Origin of the sequence: Nocardia panacis (assembly GCF_003598715.1) — a bacterium.
GTDB lineage: Bacteria > Actinomycetota > Actinomycetes > Mycobacteriales > Mycobacteriaceae > Nocardia > Nocardia panacis.
Genome location: NZ_QZFU01000015.1, coordinates 74,687 through 95,543, shown reverse-complemented (window position 1 = coordinate 95,543; position 20,857 = coordinate 74,687). Strand labels below are relative to the sequence as shown.

Annotated in this window: 22 protein-coding genes and 2 tRNA genes; 12 read left to right on the top strand and 12 right to left on the bottom strand. The window is 63.6% G+C overall.

The window, feature by feature from the left end:
* The first annotated feature begins 95 nt into the window (after positions 1-95).
* Together D5S18_RS07690 and D5S18_RS07685 are read left to right on the top strand one after the other, a co-directional pair.
* On the top strand, positions 96-1,472 hold the full coding sequence (locus D5S18_RS07690) for a helix-turn-helix domain-containing protein (RefSeq protein WP_158607825.1): 1,377 nt from the start codon (positions 96-98) through the stop codon (positions 1,470-1,472).
* A 16-nt stretch (positions 1,473-1,488) separates the two neighbouring features.
* Positions 1,489-2,160 (top strand): GDSL-type esterase/lipase family protein, encoded by a 672-nt coding sequence (locus tag D5S18_RS07685; RefSeq protein WP_120039137.1) that lies wholly within the window; start codon positions 1,489-1,491, stop codon positions 2,158-2,160.
* A gap of 12 nt (positions 2,161-2,172) precedes the next feature.
* Here D5S18_RS07685 and D5S18_RS07680 read toward each other — a convergent pair whose 3' ends face one another.
* Together D5S18_RS07680 and D5S18_RS35590 are read right to left on the bottom strand one after the other, a co-directional pair.
* On the bottom strand, positions 2,173-2,949 hold the full coding sequence (locus D5S18_RS07680; RefSeq protein ID WP_158607824.1) for a DUF4253 domain-containing protein: 777 nt from the start codon (positions 2,947-2,949) through the stop codon (positions 2,173-2,175).
* Between the two features lie 93 nt (positions 2,950-3,042).
* On the bottom strand, positions 3,043-3,330 hold the full coding sequence (locus tag D5S18_RS35590) for a hypothetical protein (RefSeq protein ID WP_239003623.1): 288 nt from the start codon (positions 3,328-3,330) through the stop codon (positions 3,043-3,045).
* On the opposite strand from D5S18_RS35590, the gene D5S18_RS07675 reads away from it, so the two are divergent.
* Positions 3,281-3,658 carry a cytochrome P450 gene (locus D5S18_RS07675; protein WP_239003622.1) on the top strand — a complete coding sequence of 126 codons (378 nt, stop codon included), beginning with the start codon at positions 3,281-3,283 and terminating at the stop codon, positions 3,656-3,658. The two genes, D5S18_RS35590 and D5S18_RS07675, sit on opposite strands and share 50 nt — an antisense overlap.
* Before the next feature lie 23 nt (positions 3,659-3,681).
* On the opposite strand, the gene D5S18_RS07670 is transcribed toward D5S18_RS07675, so the two are convergent.
* Together D5S18_RS07670 and D5S18_RS07665 are read right to left on the bottom strand one after the other, a co-directional pair.
* Entirely contained in the window at positions 3,682-4,074 is a 393-nt protein-coding gene (locus D5S18_RS07670) for a hypothetical protein (RefSeq protein ID WP_147403880.1), read from the bottom strand.
* Between the two features lie 8 nt (positions 4,075-4,082).
* On the bottom strand, positions 4,083-4,754 hold the full coding sequence (locus tag D5S18_RS07665; RefSeq protein WP_120039133.1) for a helix-turn-helix domain-containing protein: 672 nt from the start codon (positions 4,752-4,754) through the stop codon (positions 4,083-4,085).
* Between the two features lie 327 nt (positions 4,755-5,081).
* Here D5S18_RS07665 and D5S18_RS07660 point away from each other — a divergent pair, with 327 nt between their 5' ends.
* The 3 genes from D5S18_RS07660 (at position 5,082) to D5S18_RS07650 (ending at position 7,003) form a co-directional block, all read left to right on the top strand.
* Positions 5,082-5,318 carry a helix-turn-helix transcriptional regulator gene (locus D5S18_RS07660; RefSeq protein ID WP_120039132.1) on the top strand — a complete coding sequence of 79 codons (237 nt, stop codon included), beginning with the start codon at positions 5,082-5,084 and terminating at the stop codon, positions 5,316-5,318.
* A 96-nt stretch (positions 5,319-5,414) separates the two neighbouring features.
* Positions 5,415-5,648, top strand: coding sequence for a helix-turn-helix transcriptional regulator (locus D5S18_RS07655; protein ID WP_120039131.1), 234 nt, complete (start codon positions 5,415-5,417; stop codon positions 5,646-5,648).
* A 110-nt stretch (positions 5,649-5,758) separates the two neighbouring features.
* The gene (locus D5S18_RS07650; protein WP_120039130.1) at positions 5,759-7,003 is read left to right on the top strand and encodes a site-specific integrase; all 1,245 of its coding nucleotides are present in this window, start codon (positions 5,759-5,761) and stop codon (positions 7,001-7,003) included.
* 101 nt (positions 7,004-7,104) lie between these two features.
* On the opposite strand, the gene D5S18_RS07645 is transcribed toward D5S18_RS07650, so the two are convergent.
* A tRNA-Lys gene (locus D5S18_RS07645) sits at positions 7,105-7,180 on the bottom strand.
* A 281-nt stretch (positions 7,181-7,461) separates the two neighbouring features.
* Between D5S18_RS07645 and D5S18_RS07640 the strand changes: the two genes are divergently transcribed.
* Complete coding sequence (locus D5S18_RS07640; RefSeq protein ID WP_120039129.1) at positions 7,462-8,628, top strand: L,D-transpeptidase; 1,167 nt, start codon at positions 7,462-7,464, stop codon at positions 8,626-8,628.
* Here D5S18_RS07640 and D5S18_RS36355 read toward each other — a convergent pair.
* Both D5S18_RS36355 and D5S18_RS07630 read right to left on the bottom strand, forming a co-directional pair.
* Positions 8,625-8,765, bottom strand: a complete 141-nt coding sequence (locus D5S18_RS36355) for an antibiotic biosynthesis monooxygenase (protein ID WP_369410379.1) — start codon at positions 8,763-8,765, stop codon at positions 8,625-8,627. The two genes, D5S18_RS07640 and D5S18_RS36355, sit on opposite strands and share 4 nt — an antisense overlap.
* Positions 8,766-9,540: 775 nt before the next feature.
* The gene (locus D5S18_RS07630; protein ID WP_120039128.1) at positions 9,541-10,650 is read right to left on the bottom strand and encodes a DUF475 domain-containing protein; all 1,110 of its coding nucleotides are present in this window, start codon (positions 10,648-10,650) and stop codon (positions 9,541-9,543) included.
* A 256-nt stretch (positions 10,651-10,906) separates the two neighbouring features.
* Here D5S18_RS07630 and D5S18_RS07625 point away from each other — a divergent pair, with 256 nt between their 5' ends.
* Positions 10,907-11,293 (top strand): hypothetical protein, encoded by a 387-nt coding sequence (locus D5S18_RS07625; RefSeq protein WP_120039127.1) that lies wholly within the window; start codon positions 10,907-10,909, stop codon positions 11,291-11,293.
* 9 nt (positions 11,294-11,302) lie between these two features.
* Here D5S18_RS07625 and D5S18_RS07620 read toward each other — a convergent pair whose 3' ends face one another.
* A complete protein-coding gene (locus D5S18_RS07620; protein WP_120039126.1) occupies positions 11,303-14,134 on the bottom strand; it encodes a helix-turn-helix transcriptional regulator in 2,832 nt (943 codons plus the stop codon).
* A gap of 28 nt (positions 14,135-14,162) precedes the next feature.
* Between D5S18_RS07620 and D5S18_RS07615 the strand changes: the two genes are divergently transcribed.
* Entirely contained in the window at positions 14,163-14,378 is a 216-nt protein-coding gene (locus tag D5S18_RS07615) for a hypothetical protein (RefSeq protein ID WP_147403879.1), read from the top strand.
* On the top strand, positions 14,378-14,803 hold the full coding sequence (locus D5S18_RS07610) for a PIN domain-containing protein (RefSeq protein WP_120039124.1): 426 nt from the start codon (positions 14,378-14,380) through the stop codon (positions 14,801-14,803). Before D5S18_RS07615 ends, D5S18_RS07610 begins: the two co-directional genes overlap by 1 nt.
* Positions 14,804-14,841: 38 nt before the next feature.
* Here the strand turns inward: D5S18_RS07610 and D5S18_RS07605 are convergent.
* Both D5S18_RS07605 and orn read right to left on the bottom strand, forming a co-directional pair.
* Positions 14,842-14,917, bottom strand: a tRNA-His gene (locus D5S18_RS07605).
* A gap of 55 nt (positions 14,918-14,972) precedes the next feature.
* A complete protein-coding gene (gene orn, locus D5S18_RS07600) occupies positions 14,973-15,608 on the bottom strand; it encodes an oligoribonuclease (protein WP_120039123.1) in 636 nt (211 codons plus the stop codon).
* A gap of 146 nt (positions 15,609-15,754) precedes the next feature.
* Between orn and D5S18_RS07595 the strand changes: the two genes are divergently transcribed.
* Complete coding sequence (locus D5S18_RS07595; RefSeq protein WP_239003611.1) at positions 15,755-17,266, top strand: helicase HerA-like domain-containing protein; 1,512 nt, start codon at positions 15,755-15,757, stop codon at positions 17,264-17,266.
* On the opposite strand, the gene lysA is transcribed toward D5S18_RS07595, so the two are convergent.
* Entirely contained in the window at positions 17,267-18,607 is a 1,341-nt protein-coding gene (gene lysA / locus D5S18_RS07590) for a diaminopimelate decarboxylase (protein ID WP_120039121.1), read from the bottom strand. It abuts the gene before it with no gap.
* A gap of 141 nt (positions 18,608-18,748) precedes the next feature.
* Complete coding sequence (gene cmrA, locus D5S18_RS07585) at positions 18,749-19,552, bottom strand: mycolate reductase (RefSeq protein ID WP_120039120.1); 804 nt, start codon at positions 19,550-19,552, stop codon at positions 18,749-18,751.
* A 122-nt stretch (positions 19,553-19,674) separates the two neighbouring features.
* Between cmrA and D5S18_RS07580 the strand changes: the two genes are divergently transcribed.
* Positions 19,675-20,841: a serine hydrolase domain-containing protein gene (locus tag D5S18_RS07580; protein ID WP_158607822.1), complete on the top strand. Its 1,167-nt coding sequence runs from the start codon at positions 19,675-19,677 to the stop codon at positions 20,839-20,841.
* Positions 20,842-20,857: the final 16 nt, after the last annotated feature.

The following is a 20,857-nucleotide window of genomic DNA, read 5'->3' as shown; positions in this document are numbered from 1 at the left end:
CGCTGGAAGGAACCACGGACCAGAGCGCACGCTGAGCGCTAATGAGGCGCAAAAGAGGCATTGCCCCGCTGTACAGGGATGGAAGGGGAACTGCTGTGGCGAACGTCGAGTTCAGGGTGCGACGTGGATTCGCGAAGCGCCGCAAGGCTCTTGGGTTCACTCAGGAGACGTTGGCCGCGCGTTTAGGCGTGGAGCGCTCGACTGTGGTGCGGTGGGAGGCTGGTAAGAGCGAGCCTTCAGCGGGGCTGTGGCCCAAGCTCGCCACCTTTTTGAAAGTTACGCCAGAGCAGCTAACCGATCTAATCACTGAAGACTCCATCGGTCCTGCGTTATCTATCCACACGGAAATAGGTAGTGAGGTGGAAGGCGATATGGATCGGCGCGCGATATCCGGCACTCTATCCTGGCGGCCTGCTGGAGTCGCTGCCACCTACTCGCCGTTGCGGCGACTCAGCGTGATGATCACCCCGGGTCGCAATACAATTTTAGATAATTCCAGTAGCAGCTCAAATGATGGCGGCATATATCATTTGCGTAGGGTACTTATGGGATGCATTCCGGATACGCCGCCTGGTGCACAGTTGGGGCTTGCGGCTGCGGTAACGCGTGCTTGGGATTTGTTCTTTCTGGCGCGGTTCGATGAAATGAAACGGACACTTCCTGATGTCTTGGCAAGCGCATATTGCGCTGCCGAGGTTGCGACGGGCGAGTCACGACGCCAGGTTAATATTTTGCTCGCTCAACTTTTGCATGCCTCGTCAAATCTACTGGGTTACGTGGCGCAGGAAGACTTGGCCGCTTTGGCGCTCCTTCGTGCAGATGCACTAGCGGCAGAAAGTGAAGACGAGCTGACGCTAGCCGCGATTAAAGGATCGCAGTCATGGCTGTTGGCAAAAAATGGCATGTATGACGATTCTGCTGCGTATGCGGAACGTGCCGCTGTCGATATCGAACCGCGCCTTTCTGCTGCGACACCGCGCCATGTCGCCATTTGGGGAGAACTTCTGTGCTACGCCGCGTTCGCGGCCTCTCGAGCGGGAGACTATCCGCAGGCGCGAAGATATTTGCGTTTATGTGAATCAGCCGAGGGTCAGCTGGAAGGAGATTATGTCACCAGACCCGAGGCGTCCAACATGTTCGGCCGCACATCTGCCGCGAGCTTCGGTGTTGTCAACGAAATGGCGGCCGACCAGCCGCGCGAAGCTCTTAAACTAGCCGTCGGCAGCGACGGCGGTGTCGGGGTCCCGCCTGTGTTGCGCAGCCGCAGATTGGTTAACGTTGCCCACGCTCAAGTTCGAAACCGGGACGACATGGAAGCGGTGAACACGCTTCGTCAGGCTTGCTTGATTGCACCAGAATTGTTTAGCCATATACCTCTGGCCCATACGCTCACCAATGAGCTACTAGGCCGAGGCAAGCAACGACCAGATGGACTCGTCGTAGTTGCCAAGCACCTCGGTGTTTCCGTCTAACCTGTAGGAGTCCGAGATGATTGTTAACCCCGGAGCGTTTACCGTCTTGTGTTTTGGTGATTCCAATACATTCGGTCAGCGTTCGGGAGAGCGCGGTCGGTGGCCCGCCGACGTGCGCTGGACCGGTCGGCTACAGCAGATTTTGGGAAATGGATATTCTATAATTGAGGAAGGTCTAGGCGGTCGTACGACTGACTTGAATGACCCGGAGCGTAACGATCGCAATGGTCGAACCTACTTTCAACCCTGTCTGCGCAGCCACTCTCCCCTGGATATGGTGGTTATCATGTTGGGGACGAACGATCTCAAAACCAGATTTGATCGAGAACCAGAGGATATCGCCACCGCGTTGGACGGTTATATCGACAACATCGAGCGCACAGCCTGGAACAATTCGGGTGGAATGCCTCTGGTCTTGCTGGTCAGCCCAATCTATCTCGATGCTGGGAAGCCTACATTTGCTGAGAACAGTTCAGAATTTGATGCCGACTCCGGACGTAAATCGCGCGAACTCGGCGCGGCGATACGCCGCGTCGCGGATAAACGTAATTCTCTGTATGCGGACGCGGCTACTGTCGCATTTCCCGGAGATGACGGAGTGCACCTGAGCCGTGACGCACACGAACCACTCTCAAAGCTGATTGCCCAAGAAATCAGGTCAATAACTACCCCTCAATCCCCCGAGTAGGACAGGAATGAACTAATCCCACCAGAAATTCCAGCGTGTTTGTCCGATCAATTTGGTCGCGTAGTCGTCTAGGGTGCCGAAGTCGAAGTTGTCGGGGCAGAAGGCCAGGTGTTCGGCGGCTATCTCGAGGGCTTGTGCATGGCTTGTCGGTGGCGCGGCCACCGAGAGGTGGAGCGTGTCGAGTCCGATCATGACCACCTGTGCGCCGAAACGTTGTTCCCAGGAACGGACGACGGCGGATATCGCCTCGGTGGAGTCGGTGAGGTTCAGTGGCCCGTGCCATCCGCAGAGTGTCAGGGCGTCCGCTCCGGACGTCGTGGGGACCAGCCCGATGAGCCGGAGTGTGCCGAAACCCAGACTGCGGGCCAATTCTCGCGCGGCCGGGCCGACGTCGGTGTCCTCGGGGGCCAGATGCAGCCACTGACTTGGTATCTCGGCATAGACGGATTCGCTCTCCGAGGGCCACAGTTCGCGTAGCACCTCGTATGGGTCGAGCGCGTCGATCTTCTCCACCGGTGTGTAGCCGAGGTTCGCGTTGTGCCAGGACTGGGCGTCGGGTTGCTCGTCTTCGTCGTATGGTGTCGGAGTCTCGAGCAGCAGCGGATACAGCCCGGTGCCGGCGCGCTGATCGTAGAGTCGGCTCCAGAGTTCTCCCAACCGGAGTTGTCGGCGGTCGCAGACCCAGAGCACGGCACGGCCTTCCCCCGGACTGTCTGCCTCGGTCGCTCGTATCAACCGTCCGGATGGCAGGTCGGTGGGCAGCGCGGGAAAGTCCGGCGACTTTGTCACAGCGGAATCGTATATCTACCTCGACCAGTCATTGGCGAGGCGGACTTGATGTTCCAGTTCCGGCTTGGCGCACGCTGATTCCGATCGGGCAAGCTATCTGCCGAGGTCGTGCTGGTTCCGATCGAGTTCCATGTCCGGTTCTGCCATCGTGGGTTCCGGGTCATGGCTGAGTTGTTTCGCTACGACCGCGTTGAGTGGGACGGCGTTGTCTTGCTCGAGGTTCATCCGGATTCGTTGCAGCGCGGGGGCAACGCCGCGATTCTGGAGCTGGGTCCGGATCGCCGTGGTGCGCTCGGTTCGGTTGTGGTCGGTGATCTCCGAAGCGCTACGGATGTGGCCTGTGGCGCCGGGATTCTTCCGTGAAGCGCGCCAGGACACCACCCTCGGTGGATATCCCATCGCCGCGGGCGAATGGGTGTTCGTGCTGCTGTTGGCGGTGCACCGTGATCCAGCGGTGTGGGGGAACGACGCGGACGAGTTCCACCCTGATCGCTGGTTGGGTGGGTTCCGGCCCAAGCCCTGGGCATATCGACCGTTCGGCACCGGCCCGCGCGCCTGCATAGGCCAGGCTTTCGCGCTACATGAAGCGAAACTGCTCATTGCGTCGCTGGTGCGCGATTATGACCTCACCGCACACGGCGAACTCGATGTCGAGGAGAATCTGACGCTGCGCCCGGCGAATCTGAAAATCTCGTTCGATCCCATCTAATGGCACAGGGCAGGGGCTGCTGGTTACCTTGTGCGGAGAGGCAGTGCGCGCAGATCGGCGATCAGCTCCCTGAGCTTGTCGCGGGTCAACGCCCTCGCCGCAAGGTGTTGCACCCCGCGATCACGCGCCAGGGTCCACATCTTTAGTCGCAGGTCGATATCCACATCTTCGTCGTCGACGGGCAACAGGTAGGCCACGTCGGTGACACCGCACAGCGTGCACAGCGCGCCAGCGACCTCGCGCGTGATCTCCAGGACCGAACCGCTGCGCAGAGCCGCGATCTCGGCGGGATCGACCGTGCGCTCTAGCGCTTCGGTCAACGCGGCGGCGATCTGCTCGTTGGTCATCGCCGGTTCGTCCCAAGCGTGCGAATAGGCGACCATCCGGTTGACCTTCCCAGCTAACGACAGCGTCATGAGAGTCCTCACCGGTTGATCCGTCGGGTTGCCGAAAATGTCTGCTCCATCTGTGACCACCGCTGCGCGAACTCCTCGTCGCGTTCGGACTCCGATTCCGGGAGCCGCCCCAGCAGCCACCGCAGATACATCAACTCCGTGTGATCGTCGGCGGTAGCTGCCTGCGGCGCACGGCGCAGATAGTGGCCCAACAGCATCTCGATGGTGGCCGCGCTCAGTGTCCCGTCGTAGCGCTGATGCTCGATGTCGGCGATAGTCCACGCCCTCAGCATGCGGTCAGCGATGGTGTTCATGTGTTCGACCAGCGGTGCGAGGCGTTCGTCATCGCCTGCGGCCTCCGTCACCGTCTCGGCCATCCGCACAGTGTCCGTGAACAGATTGGCCGGGATCGGAACATAGAGCACCCTTGACATCGGCACCGAAGCATCGGCGATCGTGATGACCCTGGGGGGCAGCTGCTTGGTGAGGGCGTCCGAGGCTGAGCCCTCCTTCCATTGCAGCGCCCTGTCCAGCCTGGTCAGTGTGTCCTTGCGGATTCGCTCAGCCTGGCCAGCCTCGACCTTGCCGATCGTGAAGGGGTTCAGCCCGACCAGCGCATGAACCGCCTGCTTGGTCAAGCCCAGCTCTTCACGCCGCGCCTGGGCAACCTGGCCTAGGTACTCGGGGTGTTGTGTAGTCATCGCCTCGACTCTGTGTAGAAGTCCTTGCAGAACGGGCTGCTAAACCCACATCCCTGTCGATACTACATGACTAGAACAAGCATCTTCTATCTGCATTGTTAGTAACTACCTACATCATGCGCGCCCACTTGGGAAGCCTAAACGCTCAGCGCAACAGCGCTTAGTGTGTATCTAAGTGTTGATACTACGTAGCTAACTGCGTACAGTGCGGGTGTGGCGACACGTAGGCGCATGTTAGGCACCCGGTGTGATGCCCGCGCCTTGGAGCCTCACGCACCGGGCTACCACGCAGACGCCATACGGCTGCCAGTTCAACTAAGGAGAGCAATGGGCAACACCGACAACACTTGGCTGACGACCAAGGAAGTCGCACTACGCCTCAAGGTCGAGGTCCGCACGGTGGACCATTGGGCCTACACCGGCTACGGACCCGACTTCATCAAGCCGGGACGTATCCGCCGCTACGCCTTGGCCGACATCATCGCGTGGGAGAACCGGCTCCGGGAAGAAGCGAAACGCCGACGGCGAATCGCCCAGGCCAACATTCGGCGATACATCGCCTAACCCGCGTCAACCTGTCAATCCGACACCGGCATCTGGCTAACAACTAGCGATCACGGGCTAGCTGGACTTACCGTACGACCTCGATATAGGAATTTCATGTCCAACAACAACGATCTGACAAGGCTTGGTTTTGAATCCCAAGGTTTGACATCACCATGGCTCACGCGACGGCAGCTCGCCGCACGACTGGGCTATTCGGAAAAAACCCTTGCCAACTGGGCCAGTCGTGGAACCGGCCCTAAATACACAATGGCAATCGGGGGTCGCGCTCGCTATCACATTAGCGACGTTGTCCGATGGGAAATATCCGCTCTAGACGAAGCTGCATAGCGTTTCTAAAAAGGAGATCAATCAATGGCTCGCGGGCGTCCGCCGCTCCCTGAGGGAGTCCCCACTAAGCCGACGTACATCGTTAGCCGAAGCGGCAAAGGTTTCGAGGCATGGGGCCGTATGCGGTTGAACGGCACGACGAGGAACTTGAGTGGCACCGGGCCTACCAAACCCTGGCCTATGCCGCGTATTTGAACAACGGCGAGGAACGTAAGCGCGCTCCTATCCAGGTCACAGCTCCCGACGAGCGTTCGCTCGATACGAAGTTCGGCGTCGTCATCGGCGAATGGAAATGGCGGCAGGAGGAGCTGAATCCCCGGCGCCGGTCCAAGACATCGCTCGAGGTATTCATGAGTGAGGTCTTCGTACCGGACAGCAAGAAAGATGCAGACGGCAAACCCATTGCTGGTTACAACGTGGTCAAGATCGAGGACCTTCGGGAGCGTACGGTCCGCGAACTCTCGGTACCGAAGCTGTTCATCGACCACATCGACAAGATCCTGAAAAGCGGCATGAACGCGAAGGCGCAGCGTCAACGCCTGATTCTCATCGAAATGATGGAAATCCCCATGCAATGGGGCGTGATCACCACCAACCCCGCCGAGGTTGTTCCTGACATCCTCGATCCAGTCGTGAAACCGAAGTCGCTTGCCGAGGACGGGATTGCTGTCGTGCGGGAAAGGATTCAGAGCTGGGCTGCTGGTGACCCAAGGCGAGAGCAAAAGCTTGCCGACATGTTCGATGTCGGCTTGGCGCTGGCGACGCGCACTGGCGAACTACTCGCGCTCCTCTGGGAAGAGAACGACCGGGACGACGGCCTCATCGGAGGAATTCATCTCGACGCGGTAGATGCCAACGGTGACCCCGCACCGTACGTCTGGATCACCGGCAAGATCATTCAACCCAAAGGCGAAGGTCCCATCCGTGTTCCGCACACGAAGACGGGCGAGGATGGAATCCGGCGCGTCCCGATTCCATTGTGGGCGGTCCCCATCTTCCGGAGGCTTCGCCAGGAGTGGCTGGACTCGCCCCTGGACAACCCGCTGACGCTGCTCTTCCCCTCGCGCAACGGCACGCCTCGCAGCGATAAGAATGTCAACAGATCCTTCCGCGATGCCCGAGGCGAAGGACTCGAATGGGTCAGCATCGGCGGCACCACCCGCAAGACGAGCGCCACGGCCATCATGCGCGAACTCGGTCCCGAAGCGACAGCCGAACAGCTAGGCCACACGACGACAAGGAACGTCAAGTACTACGCTGTCTCGCCCGGGCGCATTGTCAACAACTCCAACGCTGCTGCCTTGGAGTCTCTGGCCCCGAAGGCTGGGCGTCGGGCCGATACCGAGGTTGCATAACAGCCCGCTGCGGAGTCAGTTCTTTTCCGCCTGCATTTCCGCCTGCAAGAACGAGAGAGGCCCCTGACGTGGCGCGATTTGTGCTGGTCAGGGGCCTTCTTTGGTGCGCCATCAGGGACTCGAACCCCGAACCCGCTGATTAAGAGTCAGCTGCTCTGCCAATTGAGCTAATGGCGCTTGTTCTGTTGCTCTGGAACTGGGCCAGGCCCTGTGTTCCGGTGCGGGACAAAGATTAACAGGCGGAGGGCGGGAAAGTGAAATCGGTTTCTGACCGGGGGTTTTGTGGGGTAACGGTGGGGTGGGCGGGGTGGATGTATCGGGGAGATATAGATCGTGTCGGTGCGCGATGGCGGGGTGCGAGGGCTGGTGCCTGGCACAATGCGGAAGGGATCTGGGTGCGTGGGTCGGATCCGGAGCATCGGCGCGAGTTGGGCGTCGAGATTTGAAACGGGGTTGTTATGCGCGGTGGTAGATGGTTGGCGGTGATTGGTGCGGCGGTGGTCGCGCTGGCGGCGTGCTCGACCGCGTCGGAGTCGAAAGATGTTGCGATAGACCGTAACCCGGTGACGGAGTTGATCAGACCGAAGCTGGTGTCGCCGGTGCGGGACGGCCAGAGCGGGGTGTCGCCCGCCCAGCCGATGATGTTCGGGGTCGAGGACGGCCTTTTCAGTACTGTGACGATGCTGAATGAGGAGGATCGCCCGATCGAGGGGCGACTATCCCCGGATGGGCGCTCCTGGCGGAACGTCGAGGATCTCGGCTACGGCAAGACGTATCGACTGCGGGCGGATGCGGTGGGTATGGGGGGTGCGAGCACCACCACCGTGAGTTTCACCACCATTTCTCCGCGCAACCAGACCAAACCGTTCCTACTACCGGGTGAGGGCGATGTGGTGGGCATCGGTCAGCCGGTCGCGGTGCAGTTCGACGAGAACATTCCGGATCGTCGCGCGGTTCAGGACGCGATCACCATCACCACCGAACCGAAGGTGGAGGGTGCGTTCTACTGGGTGAACAATCGTGAGGTTCGTTGGCGGCCGGAGCATTTTTGGGCTCCGGGGACGAAGATCACGGTCGATGTGGGTGTTTATGGCCGTGATCTGGGCAACGGTCTCTATGGTCAGGACAATATCCATTCGTTTTTCACGGTCGGTGACGCGGTGATCTTCACCGCCGACGACAGCACCAAGATGGTGACGGTGGAGCGCAATGGCGAGGTGATCCGCACCATGCCGACGTCGATGGGGAAGAACAGCACTCCCACCGACAACGGTGTCTATCTTGTCGGGGATCGCTTCGACAAGATCATCATGGATTCCTCCACCTACGGTGTTCCGGTGAATTCCTCCGACGGCTACAAGACGCCCGTCGACTACGCCACCCGCATCTCCTACAGCGGTATCTTCTTCCATTCCGCGCCCTGGTCGGTGGGGCAGCAGGGCTATACGAACACCAGCCACGGCTGCCTGAACCTGAGTCCGAGCGATGCCCGCTGGGTCTACGAGAACGCCAAGCGGGGGGATATCACGGTCATCAAGAACACGCTGGGCGGCACCCTGTCCGGTGTGGACGGGTTGGGTGACTGGAATATCCCCTGGCCGGAATGGAAGGCGGGCAACGTTTAAGCGGGGACGCAGCGGGTGACCTGTCGTTCGGTCAGCAGCGGCACGACCTCGCCGAGCACGAATCGCTGGAAGTGCTCCGATGCGCAGTGGTCGGTGAAGTCCTGTTCGGTGTCGTACTCCTCGACGATGACCGCCACCCGTCCTCGACCCCCGTATGTAGGGTGTATCTGCGGCAGCCGGGTTCGCGCAGTGACGTCTCGTCAAAACAAACACCTCTAGTGCGCAGCAGTTCCGCCCGACTGACCACGCCCAGCGCGTCGTAGAGGCTGCGTATCCGCCGATACATCGATCGCTCCGACATATAGCTGCGCCGGGCGATCTCCGCGACTGTCATCGACGACCGCAGCATGTCGAGCAGTTCGGTATCGTCGCGGCGGACGGGGGAGCGATGCCCGCTCAGATGCGCCCGCAGCGTCTCGGTCTGCCGATCCCCGGAGATGGCCACATTGACCACGAAGTTCGCGCCCGCCCGAATGGCGAAATAGGTGGCGTGCCCGGTGACGTCGTTGGTGACGGCGACGATGAGCGTCATCGCCCGCTGCGCCCGCACCGCGCGCAGCAGTTCGGCCTGCTGTTCGGTGCCGACCGGGAGTGCGATGGCCGCGACATCCGGTGCGATATCGGCGAGGAGTGTGTCGTAGTCGGCGAATGCGATGCGATAGGTGGACGGGAAGAGTTCTCCGCCGAGCGGATCCAGAAACTCGCGCAGACCGGGATGGGCGAGCACCGTCTGCGGCGGTGTCCCCCCGTGCGGACACCACTGATATGTCATCGTCTGCTGACCCCCGAGAATCAATCTCCATCGAATATCGATGGTTCCTGCTGTCCTGCTATCTGTTTGGACGCACAGAAATGGGGATCGGTTCCCTCGATTCGCCGATTTCCTTGCCGCACAGGCTGTTCGGCCAGCCCCTACTTCGCCGAGTCGACCTTCAATTCCGGGGCGATCTCGACGATGTCGGCATCCCGTAAACGCTGACGCCGGTTGTGCACAATGCTGGTGGCGAAGGCGGCGGCGATGATGACGACACCGATCAGGCCCGTAGTGATCTCGTCGGTGTGATTGCCGGTGGAATACAGCAGAACGAACGCGAGCGCGCCGATGGCCCAGTGCGCGCCGTGCTCCAGGTACACGTACTCCGACAAGGTGCCCTTGCGCACCAAGTAGACGGTGATCGATCGGACGAACATGGCTCCGATGAGCCCCAGCCCCAGCGCGATGATGATCGGATCCGCGGTAATGGCGAACGAGCCGATCACCCCGTCGAAGGAGAATGACGCGTCCAACACCTCGAGATAAAGGAACAGGAAGAACGCGGCCCTTCCGGTGACCACCGTGGCCCTGGCAGGCCCGTTCGACTCCTCATTGTCGAAGTAGTTGCCCAACCCGTCGACCACGAAGTAGGTGACCATACCCAGCGCGCCCGCGACCATCACCACATCGGCTTTCGGGTCCGGCGCGATGAGACCCGCGGTGACCACCAGCACCATCAGCGCCACCACCACGGTGAACATGGGGAATTTGCCGACGCGGGCCAGCGGCTTCTCCAACCAGGACAGCCAGGGGGTCTCGCGTTCGGCGCAAACGAAATTGAGGAACAGCAGCAGCAGGAACATGCCGCCGAAGGTGGCGATCTTGGGATTGGCCTCATTGAGCAAAGTCACATAGCTGGGGCGGCCGTCCGCGAAGTACGCCGCGCCGTCCGCAGGCGGATTCAACGCCAGGTCGAGCGCTTTGATCGGATCGATGTGCGCGCCGATCGCCACCACCAGTAGCGGGAACAGTAGCCGCATCCCGAAGACCGCGATCAATACGCCCGCGGTCAGGAACAGGCGCTGCCACTTGGGCGTCATGCGTTGCAGCACACCGGCGTTCACCACGGCATTGTCGAAGGACAGCGACACCTCCAATACGCCGAGGATAGCCGCCAGGACCAGCGCCTGCGGCCCCCCATAGATCAGCGCCGCCAGCAGCGCCACCACCGTTACCCCGAAGGACAGGCCGAATACTCGCACAAACATGAGATGCCTTTCGTCAGCCACCGACCCCGGCGTCCGGGACTCCTCCGGGCAGCACGACAACTGCGGCCCTCCGCTGATTGTGACAGGCCCGCAATGGTCGGACAATCGTTGCGACACACCAGGGTCAACGGATAGGCAGCGCAATGGCCGCCGAGCCCCCGCTGCCAAATTAGGGCAGGTGTCCGATAGAGCCGAAAGTCTCTTTGTGGCAGCATGGCCGACGTTCTTTCGGACACGATATGAGGAGTCGTACTTGATGAGAAATCTGCGCAAGCCCGTTTTCGCCGCGATCGCACTAGGTGCCGCCGGTCTGATTCTCGGCGCGCCCCAGGCGTCGGCCGAGATCGGCAGTCAGGTCGTGATGGCAGGCGGTGGGCTCAGCCTGCCCGGTGGGTACGGCACGGGCTGCACCTACCAGGTGCTGGGGAACAGCTCGAGCCACTCGGGGATGAACTTCTACGACAACGGCGTCTTGTTCGCCGCCACGCCGGGAAGCCCGACCCCGAAGACGCACAGTGCCAACTGGACTCCGTCGACGACCGGGACGCACACCATCCTGATCACCCAGGACGACGACAGCAAAACGATGGTCCTGAATGTCGGCAATGGGATCAACGGCGGCAGCTCCTGCCTGGTGCTGTAAGCAACCGCATCAAGCGAAATCGAACCTGGTCAGCTCGATGCGATTGCTGACGCCGAGCTTCGGGAACGCCCGATAGAGATGATGGCCAACAGTCTTGTGGCTCAGCGATAATCGTGCCGCGATCTCCTTGTTGGTGGCTCCCTCGGCAGCGATTCGCACGACTCGCAGTTCCTGCGGAGTCAGCAGGGCCACGGCATTCGGGGATGCCGTGATCGAACCCGCGCCCGCCGCCCGCAGTTCGGTCCGCGCGCGTTCGGCCCACAGGTCCGCGCCGACGCGGTCGAAGATCTCCAGCGCCGCACCCAAATGAGTGCGCGCTTCACTTGTTCGGCGCTCCCGGCGTAACCATTCGCCGTAGGCCAGCGCCGTGCGCGCGTGGCGGAATGGTTGGCCTGCGGCGAGGTGTGTTTCCAGTGCCCTCGCCAGCAGGTCGCCATCGCCGCGCAACAGGCCATGGCTGGTGCACAGCAGTGCGTCCGCCCACGGGGTATCGAGCGCCTCCGCCCACTGTTCGAGTTCGGTCATGGCGGCGAAACCACGTTCGGGCGCGTTCGCCCGCGCCGCCGCTTCGACGAGGTCGGCGCGCAGTTCGAGCCAAGGTCCCACCGCGCCCGCCGGTCGACGATGCAAAGCCTCCAACCGAACCAGCGCCTTCTCATGGAAACCGCGCCCGAGGTCGAGCAGCGCCAGCGCCCACTGACAGAGGCTGACGTCGTACACACCGTGATATCCGCGCAGGATCCGATCGGTGAGCCGCAAGCATTCGTCCTGATCGCCCCGCACGGCGGCGATCACGGCGAGGATCGATTCGGCCCCGGACGCCCGATTGGGGTGCCCGATCCGCGCGCTGATCATGGCGGCTTCGCGCGCGACCGCCTCGGCCTCCCGGAATCGACCAAGAACCAGCTCACACAGGGCCTGCGCGGCGCCGATGGCAGGCAACCAGCCGATCATCCCCCGCTCGCGCGCCGCGCCGAACAGCGCCGCGAAAAGTTCACCGGCTGCGGCCATGTCGCCGGTAAGTGCGGCCTGGAACGCGAAGGCCAGCCGCGGCGAGATGGACTCGGCCGGAATCCCCCCGGCGTGTGCCAAATTCGCGCGCGCCACCGCCACCGCCTGACCCGGGTCCCCGGTGAGCACCGCGAGCCCGCTGCGCACCACGGCTCGCGGCGATCCCGCCGCATCCGAGGACAAACCCTCCAATCGCTCGTAGACCGCCGTATAGCTCGCCCGATCGCCCACCGACCACGCGATCCGACTCGCCTCGACCAACAACCAGGCGGCCCGCGCGGGTTCCACCTCCGCGACATGGTCCGCGCTCGCCATCGTCAGCTGGAAGGCCCGGCGCGGTGAGCCGTCCTCGAACTCCATGAACGCGCGAGCGCCGACCACCCTGGCCCGCTCGACCGCGCCGAGACCCGAACGGCGCGCTTCCCGCACGAGGTGCTGTGCGCGCTCGGTGGATCCGGAATGGGTCGCGGCTTCGATCGCGAGCATCAGCCGCCGGGCCCGTTCGCCGGGCGCGGGTGTCAGTTGGGCGGCCCGTTCGAGGACGACCGCGGCGTGCCGGGAATGATCGGCGGTGACTTCCAGTGCGGCCGCCAGGGCTTCGTCCGGTTCGATTTGCGCCGCGGCCAGGTGCCAGGCGCGTCGGGCCGGATCGGCTACGGCGTCGGCGATCGCCGTATGGACCGCGTGCCGCTGCGTCAAAGGCGCGCAGTGATAGGCGGCCGAGCGCAGCATCGGATGGTGAAAGGTCACCGATCGGCCTTCGATCAGCACCATGTCGGTGCGTTCCAGCGGTTCGATGCCGTGGCCGAGTAGTCGCGAGGCCCGCAGCACCAACCCGAGATCACCGGTTTCCTCGGCGGCGGCCACGAGCAGGGCCTGCCGCACCGATCGACCTTCCCGCGCGATCCGCGTCGCGAAGCGCGCGGCCAGTCCGGACGGCAGCGGCAGCGGACCCGGAACCGACGGGTCCACGCACGGGAATTCCAGCAGTGCCAGCGGGTTTCCGGCGGATTCGGCGACAACTCGATCGCGCTGATCGGCCGAGAGTTCCGGTCGGCGCTCCCGCAACAGGGTCTCGGCGGCGTCGGCATCCAAAGGCTGCAGACCGATTTCGGGAATATCCGCGAGTGTCGAACACCCCGCGAACAGCATGACCACCCGCGTGCCATCGAGTCGACGGGCTGCGAAACGCAAGGCGTCGAGCGTGGACCGATCGAGCAGGTGCGCGTCATCGATCGAACACAGCACCGGTCCCTCGGCAGCCAGCGCGACAAGCAATGCCAAGGTGGCGGCGCCGATCCGGAATCGGTCGACCTCCCGGCCCGGAATCAGACCGAGAGCCCCACCGAGCGCCTCGCGCTGTGCACCGGGTAGAGCGTCGATTCGATCCAGAACACCACCGAACAGCATGTGCAACCCGGAGAACGAAAGCTCGGCCTCGGACTCGACACCGGAACAGGTCAGCACCCGCCGATCCGCTCCGGCCCGCTCCCGTGCGAATCGCAGCAACGCCGACTTACCCGCCCCGAACCCGGCACTGATCATGAGCGCCCCGCTCCCAGCACTAAGCAGACCCTCGAGCCGCTCAATAGGGTGCGGTCGGCCATGCAGCGGGATTCGGCCGGTCGGGGAGCACACGGGCTGAAGTGTAAAACGCACGGTGCAGACTGCTGCCGTGTCGGTCCAACATCGCTTTTGTCGATGGTTCACCGTCGACTTTGTCGAAAGCACAGCGTCGCTTTTGTCGAACCTTGCCGGTAGCTCGGCTCGGCTGGGAGGTGTCGTGGAATCGGCACTCCGCAATCCGCGCCCGGTGTGGAGCCGGGGCATTCAATGGGTATGCCGGTATACTTCGAGTATGTCTGATATGACGACGATCAAGGTGCCCAAGGCGGTGCGAGATCGCCTGCAGCGGGTCGCGGTGTCCAACGGTCTAACCCTGGCGCAGGCGCTCGAGAAGTTGCTCGGGCGAGCCGAAGCGCGCCCGAAGCCGACCGTCGGAGGCTACCGCAGCGATCGAGCGCTATCGGCCGAAGAGATCGATCATGAGCTCGGCAGGGGATTCGGCGCCTGATGTCGATCATCGTGGATACCGGTGCCGTTCTGGCGCTGTTCGACGAGTCGTATTCCGAGCACGAGCAGTTGGCGAGGATCGTCGAGAAAGGCGATGAGCGGCTGGTCGTTTCGCCGATGGTGGTCGCCGAGACGGACTACATGCTCTACACCCGGCTCGGGTCTCGCGCGGCGCGTGATTTCGCTGCTGATGTCGCAGGCGGTGCCTACGAACTGGCGGAATGGACTGCCAATCAGCATGCTGCCGCGCTTGCGGTGATCGCGAGGTACGACGAGGGATATGTAGGGATCACCGACGCGTCGAATGTTGTTCTCGCGGATCGTGAGCGGACCGATCGAATCATGACGCTCGATCAGCGTCATTTTCGGGCACTGCGGCCGCTATGGGGTTTCTCGGCGTTCGTTCTCCTGCCGTATGACAACTAAAAAGCCCGGGTCGGGGATTTCTCCCCGACCCGGGCCGATGGGGTGAGCGACGGGACTCGAACCCGCGACAGCCAGGATCACAACCTGGTGCTCTACCAACTGAACTACGCTCACCATTGCCGGTGAAACACCGGCGCGCTAGATAGTAGCGCGAATTCGGGGGAGACTCCTAATCGGTTTCTGACGTCGGCTTTTGTGCCGGCTCCTGCCCGCTGACCTCGGCGGCGACCGCGGTGATCTCGGCGGTGCCGGGGCCGGGCGGCGCGACGAACGCGGTGCGGCGGTAGTACTCGAGTTCGCGGATGGACTCCTTGATATCGGCCAGTGCCCGATGCGCGAGACCCTTCTCCGGCTGACCGAAGTAGATGCGCGGATACCAGCGGCGGCACAGTTCCTTGATCGAACTCACATCGATCATGCGGTAGTGCAGGTGGCTGTCCAGTTCGGGCATATCGCGGGCGAGGAAGCCGCGATCGGTGGCGATGGAGTTGCCCGCGAGCGGGACGGTGCCGGGCGTCGGCACGTACTCGCGGATGTAGGCCAATACCTGACGTTCGGCCTCGGCCAGGGTGACGGTGGAGGCGCGCACCTCCTCGGTCAATCCGGAGTGCGCGTGCATCTCGGCGACCACCTGCGGCATGCCCGCCAGCGCCTCGTCATCGGCGTGGATCACGATATCCACGCCCGCACCCTGAATATTGAGGTCGCTGTCGGTCACGAGCACGGCCACCTCGATCAGCTTGTCGCTGTCCAGGCGCAGCCCCGTCATCTCGCAATCCATCCACACCAAGAATTTGTCCGACATTCCGGCAACACTAGTCCGGTTTGTTGGCCGCGCCTGCGGTACAGCTGTGGTTTGTCGGCCGCGCCTGCGGCACGGCACCGGGATACTATGCGGATTCGGTATATCAGCGATGTTTTGTGATGTCGGCCCACGACGGAGGACGCGCGATGACCAACTCGCAGCAACAGGCGCAGGAAATTGCCGCCGGATATCAATTCGACGGCGCCGCACTGGAATTGGGCACGGTGGTAGTCGACGGTCAGGTCGACCCCACCGCCCGCGTCCGAATCCCCATGCGCACCCTCAACCGGCACGGCCTGGTGGCGGGCGCCACCGGAACCGGGAAGACCAAAACGCTCCAGGGCATAGCCGAACAACTTTCCCGAGCGGGCGTCCCGGTGGTTCTCGCCGATATAAAGGGCGACCTGTCCGGCCTGAGTCGACCTGGTGAAAGCAGCGACAAACTCACCGCCCGAGCCGCCGAAACGGGCGATGCGGACTGGCATCCGAGCGCGTACCCCACCGAATTCGTCTCCCTTGGCACCACGGGTATCGGCGTGCCGATCCGCGCCACCATCACCTCTTTCGGCCCGGTGCTGCTCAGCAAGGTGTTGGGGCTCAATGAAACCCAGGAGTCGACGCTCGGTCTGATCTTCCACTGGGCGGATCGCAACGGCTTGGCGCTGCTGGACCTGAAGGATATTCGCGCCGTCATCACCCATCTGACCAGTCCCGAGGGCAAAGAGGATCTGAAGGGTATCGGCGGTGTCTCCGCGGCCACCGCCGGGGTGATCCTGCGCGCGCTGGTCAACCTGGAGGCCGACGGCGGTGACACCTTCTTCGGCGAACCGGAACTCGATCCGGCCGACCTGCTGCGCACGGCGGGCGGTCAGGGCGTGATCACCCTGTTCGAATTGGGCGCCCAGTCGGCGCGGCCGGTGATGTTCTCCACCTTCCTGATGTGGGTGCTCGCCGACCTGTTCCAGACCCTGCCCGAGGTCGGCGATGTGGACAAACCCAAATTGGTCTTCATTTTCGACGAGGCGCATCTGCTGTTCGCGGGCGCGTCGAAGGCCTTCCTGGAACAGGTCGAGCAGACGGTGCGGCTGATCCGCTCCAAGGGTGTCGGCGTCTTCTTCTGCACCCAGTTGCCGACCGATATCCCCAATCCGGTGCTGTCCCAATTGGGTGCGCGCATTCAGCACGCGCTGCGCGCCTTCACCCCCGACGATCAGAAGGCGCTGTCGAAAACCGTTCGCACCTACCCGAAGACGGCCGCCTACGACCTGGAGCAGGCACTCACCTCGCTCGGCACCGGCGAGGCCATCGTCACGGTGCTGTCCGAGCGCGGCGCGCCGACTCCGGTGGCGTGGACCAGGATCGCGCCACCGCGCTCGCTGATGGACACCATCGGCGACACCGCCATCACCCAGCGCGCCCAGGCCGGTCCGCTCTACGCGAAATACGGCCAGACCATCGACCGGGAATCGGCCTACGAGATCCTGACCGCGAAAGTGGAAGCGGCCGAACCGGAACCCGCCGCCCCCAAACCCAAACCGGAGGAGTCGACGGCGGAGCGGATCATGAGCAATCCGGCGGTCAAGAGCTTCCTGCGCTCGGCCGCGACCGCGGCGGGTCGCGAGATCAGCCGCAGTATCTTCGGCACCCGCAAACGCTGATCACTCCACCTCGCGGGCCATCAGGTCCGCCGTGGTCTCGCGGCGAATCAGCTCCCGGCACCTGCCCCCGCGCACCGCGATGATCGGCGGCCTGCCGACGCTGTTATAGGCGGAGGCCAGGCTGTGGTGGTACGCGCCCGTGCACGGCACCGCCAACACCTCGCCGGGCCGCAGGTCGGCGGGGAGGCGGATATCGGCGGCGAGGATATCGCCCGCCTCGCAGTAGCGTCCGGCCACCGTCGCGGTCATCTGCGGGCCGGTGGGATGCCGGTTGGCGACCACGACCTCATAGCGCGCCCCGTAGAGCGCGACGCGCGAATTGTCGCCCATACCGCCGTCGACGGTGACGTAGGTGTGTCCGCCGTCGATGTGCTTGATGGACAGCACCCGGTACAGCGTCACCCCGGCCCGCGCCACAATGGCCCGGCCCGGCTCCAACGCGATCACCGGACGCGGGAAGTGATGCCGCGCGCAGGCGGCGTCGAGTGCGTCCTCGATGATGTCGGCCAGTTCGGCGATATTCATCTCGGCGTCGCCGCCGCGATAGGCCACCGCATGGCCGCCGCCGAGGTCGAGTTCGGTCAGGATGACACCGTGGTCCTGACGCACATGCGCCATCTCGGCCACCATGCGGCGCACGGCCTCGCCGTAGTGGTCCGGGTCGTGGATCTGGGAGCCCAGGTGGCAGTGGAAGCCGACCAGTCGCAGATTCGGTTGCCGCAGAATCCGTGCCACCGCCTCGTTGGCGGCGTCACTGCCGAGCGGGAATCCGAATTTCTGATCGAGCACGCCCGTGCGCACCGCCGGATGCCCGTGCACATCGATACCGGGGGACAGCCGCACCAGCACCCGCTGCGGTTCGGTGGCCAATGCGGACAGCAGGGTGATCTCGGTCAGCGAGTCCACCACGATCCGCCCGACCCCGGCCCGCACCGCGGCATCGAGTTCATCGAAGGACTTGCCGTTGCCGTGCATGACGATGCGCGCGGGGTCCACGCCCGCGGCGAGTGCCACCGCCAGTTCACCGGCCGAGCACACATCGACCGAAAGGCCTTCCTGCGTCACCCATTCCGCGATCGCCTTGATCATCAACGCCTTGCCCGCGTAGATGATCTCCGCCTCCGGGAAAGCCCTGCGGTAGGCGCGGCAGCGGGTGCGCACCTCCTCCTCGTCGAGCACATAGGTCGCCGTGCCGTACTGGTCGGCGATATCGGCGAGGGCGACTCCGCCGAGAGTGATCCTGCCGTCGCCGTCATAGTGCGTATCCCGAGGCCAGACCGCGGGATCCAAGCGCGAAGGCATTCCTGTCCGGAGCGACGGGAATATGTCGAGCAGCGTCACGATGGCTTCTCCTGGGTGCGTCCCCGCTTTCTCGGAATGCGGGGCCGCTGTCAGGACTACGCCTGATAGTAGGTGCGTGCCCGGATGTTAGCGCCATCCTGACCAGCGGTGATGCGATCTTTATGCGCCTTTGACGGGCGCTCAGCTCCCCAGCCGCCGGTACAGTGCCCCCGCCACCGGCGCGGTGACGGCGCGCGGAGCGTATTGCCCGGCCACACTCATGCCCTTGCTGATCAAACCCGGCACCACCCGCATCTTGTTGCGTGCCAGCGCGTCTATCGACATCTTCGCCGTGGCCGCCGCCGAGACCCACAGAAACTCCGGGATCTTGCGGCTGTCGACGAATGCCTCGGTCTGCTCCGGATTGTCGGTGCGCACCGGACCCGGCGCGAGCAGCGTGACATGCACTCCGCTGCCGCGCAATTCGCCGCGCAGCGCCTCGGTGAAGGTGTTGGCGAAGGCCTTGCTGGCGGCATAGGTGGCATTGTGCGGGATGGGCATATTGCCCGCCGCCGACCCGGTGACCAGAATGCCGCCCGCGCGGCGCGTGAGCATGCCGGGCAGCACCGTCAGCGTCAGATCCTGGACCGCCACCGCGTTGAGTTCCAGGACGGCGCGCTCCTGGTCGGCATCGAGGGCGGCCAGCGGGCCGAAGGTGGCCACACCGGCGTTATTGCAGAGAACGGCGATTTCGCGCTCGGCCAATTCCGCGGTGAGTTCGGCGCGGCGGTCCCGATCGGACAGATCGATCGCGCGCACCTCGGCGGTGATGCCGTGCGCCAGGCTCAGCCGCTGCGCCAGTTCGGTGAGCAGTTCGCCGCGGCGGGCGACGAGGATCAGTGAATAGCCGCGGCCGGCCAGTTCGGCGGCCAGCGCGGTGCCGATTCCGGAGGAGGCGCCGGTGACGACGGCGCGATTGACGGTGGTGGGGGAAGGCAGGCTCACGGTGCGAGCCTAGGGGAGCGTGCATGATGGATTACGAGGTGTCGGCCGCGGCGTGGTCGCACCCTCGGCGGCACCGCGCACCGTCGAATACCGTTATCTCTAGGTAGAGAAGGTGGATTTCGTTGTCCAACAACGTAGTTCGTGGTGCGTGCGGGAAGGTCGCGGTGCTGCTGGCGGCGGCGGGATTGCTCGGAGCCTGCGGATCCGAGAAGCCCGAATCGACAGCCGCGCAACCGACTTCGGCCGGTCCCGAGCCGGCCGCCCTGGCCGCCGCGCTCGAGCATCTGGTCACCGAGGACCAGGTGCCCGGCGCCCAGGCCGTACTCGGCCTCGGCGACAAGGTGCGGGTCTTCAGTCACGGCGTCGGCGATATCGCGACCGGCAAACCCTTCCCGACCGATGCCCGAATCCGGATCGGCAGCAATACCAAGACCTTCGTCGCGACGGTGGCGCTGCAACTCGTCGGCGAGGGCAAACTGTCGCTCGACGCACCCGTCGACCAGTATCTGCCCGGTGTCGTGCACGGCGAGAGCTACGACCCGAAGAAGATCACCGTGCGAAATATCCTGCAGCACACCAGCGGAATTCCCGACTATCTCGAGGAACCCGAATTCGACGAGGAATCCTCCCGCTACAAGGTCTTCCAGCCCGCGCAGTTGGCGGATCTGCCTTTCGCGAGACATCCCGCCGACTTCGCCCCCGGCGCCAAGTTCGAATACAGCAATACCAACTACATTCTCGCGGGCATGGTCATCGAGGAGGTCACCGGGCAGCCGGTCGCCGCCGAGATCAAGACCCGCATTGCCGACCGCCTCGGCCTGAAATCGACCTTCCTGCCCGCACCCGGCGATATCGCCATCCCGGATCCGCATCCGTCGGGATACGCGCTGGCCGATGCGGGCAAGCCGGTCGAATTCACCGAGCAGGACCCCAGTTGGGCCGGTGCGGCGGGCGCGATGATCTCCACCGGCCGTGAACTCAACCGCTTCTATGTCGACCTGCTCAACGGAAAACTGCTGCCCCCGGCCCAACTCGCCGAAATGCAGCGCACCGTCCCCGCCGATGAGATGAGTCCCGGCTTCCAATACGGTCTCGGCCTGGCCCGCATCCCCTCCTCCTGCGGCAAAGAGGTCTGGGGCCACGGCGGCACCCTCCCCGGTTTCCGCGTCCGCAATGGCTACACCAAATCCGGCGACGCCGCCACCCTCATCGTCAACGAAATCCCCGCCGCCCCCGCCGTCTCCCCGGACATGATCAAAGCCGTGGACACCGCCCTCTGCGCGAACTGAATCTCGCGCCCAGTGT

What these genes read in the sequence shown, in the direction of transcription:
- D5S18_RS07685 (WP_120039137.1), top strand. Translation starts at nt 1,489, where the DNA reads ATGATTGTTAACCCCGGAGCGTTTACCGTCTTGTGTTTTGGTGATTCC.
- D5S18_RS07675 (WP_239003622.1), top strand. Translation starts at nt 3,281, where the DNA reads ATGTGGCCTGTGGCGCCGGGATTCTTCCGTGAAGCGCGCCAGGACACC.
- D5S18_RS07670 (WP_147403880.1), bottom strand. Translation starts at nt 4,074, where the DNA reads ATGACGCTGTCGTTAGCTGGGAAGGTCAACCGGATGGTCGCCTATTCG.
- D5S18_RS07665 (WP_120039133.1), bottom strand. Translation starts at nt 4,754, where the DNA reads ATGACTACACAACACCCCGAGTACCTAGGCCAGGTTGCCCAGGCGCGG.
- D5S18_RS07660 (WP_120039132.1), top strand. Translation starts at nt 5,082, where the DNA reads ATGGGCAACACCGACAACACTTGGCTGACGACCAAGGAAGTCGCACTA.
- D5S18_RS07655 (WP_120039131.1), top strand. Translation starts at nt 5,415, where the DNA reads ATGTCCAACAACAACGATCTGACAAGGCTTGGTTTTGAATCCCAAGGT.
- D5S18_RS07650 (WP_120039130.1), top strand. Translation starts at nt 5,759, where the DNA reads ATGGGGCCGTATGCGGTTGAACGGCACGACGAGGAACTTGAGTGGCAC.
- D5S18_RS07640 (WP_120039129.1), top strand. Translation starts at nt 7,462, where the DNA reads ATGCGCGGTGGTAGATGGTTGGCGGTGATTGGTGCGGCGGTGGTCGCG.
- D5S18_RS07630 (WP_120039128.1), bottom strand. Translation starts at nt 10,650, where the DNA reads ATGTTTGTGCGAGTATTCGGCCTGTCCTTCGGGGTAACGGTGGTGGCG.
- D5S18_RS07625 (WP_120039127.1), top strand. Translation starts at nt 10,907, where the DNA reads ATGAGAAATCTGCGCAAGCCCGTTTTCGCCGCGATCGCACTAGGTGCC.
- D5S18_RS07620 (WP_120039126.1), bottom strand. Translation starts at nt 14,134, where the DNA reads ATGCCCCGGCTCCACACCGGGCGCGGATTGCGGAGTGCCGATTCCACG.
- D5S18_RS07615 (WP_147403879.1), top strand. Translation starts at nt 14,163, where the DNA reads ATGTCTGATATGACGACGATCAAGGTGCCCAAGGCGGTGCGAGATCGC.
- D5S18_RS07610 (WP_120039124.1), top strand. Translation starts at nt 14,378, where the DNA reads ATGTCGATCATCGTGGATACCGGTGCCGTTCTGGCGCTGTTCGACGAG.
- orn (WP_120039123.1), bottom strand. Translation starts at nt 15,608, where the DNA reads ATGTCGGACAAATTCTTGGTGTGGATGGATTGCGAGATGACGGGGCTG.
- D5S18_RS07595 (WP_239003611.1), top strand. Translation starts at nt 15,755, where the DNA reads ATGACCAACTCGCAGCAACAGGCGCAGGAAATTGCCGCCGGATATCAA.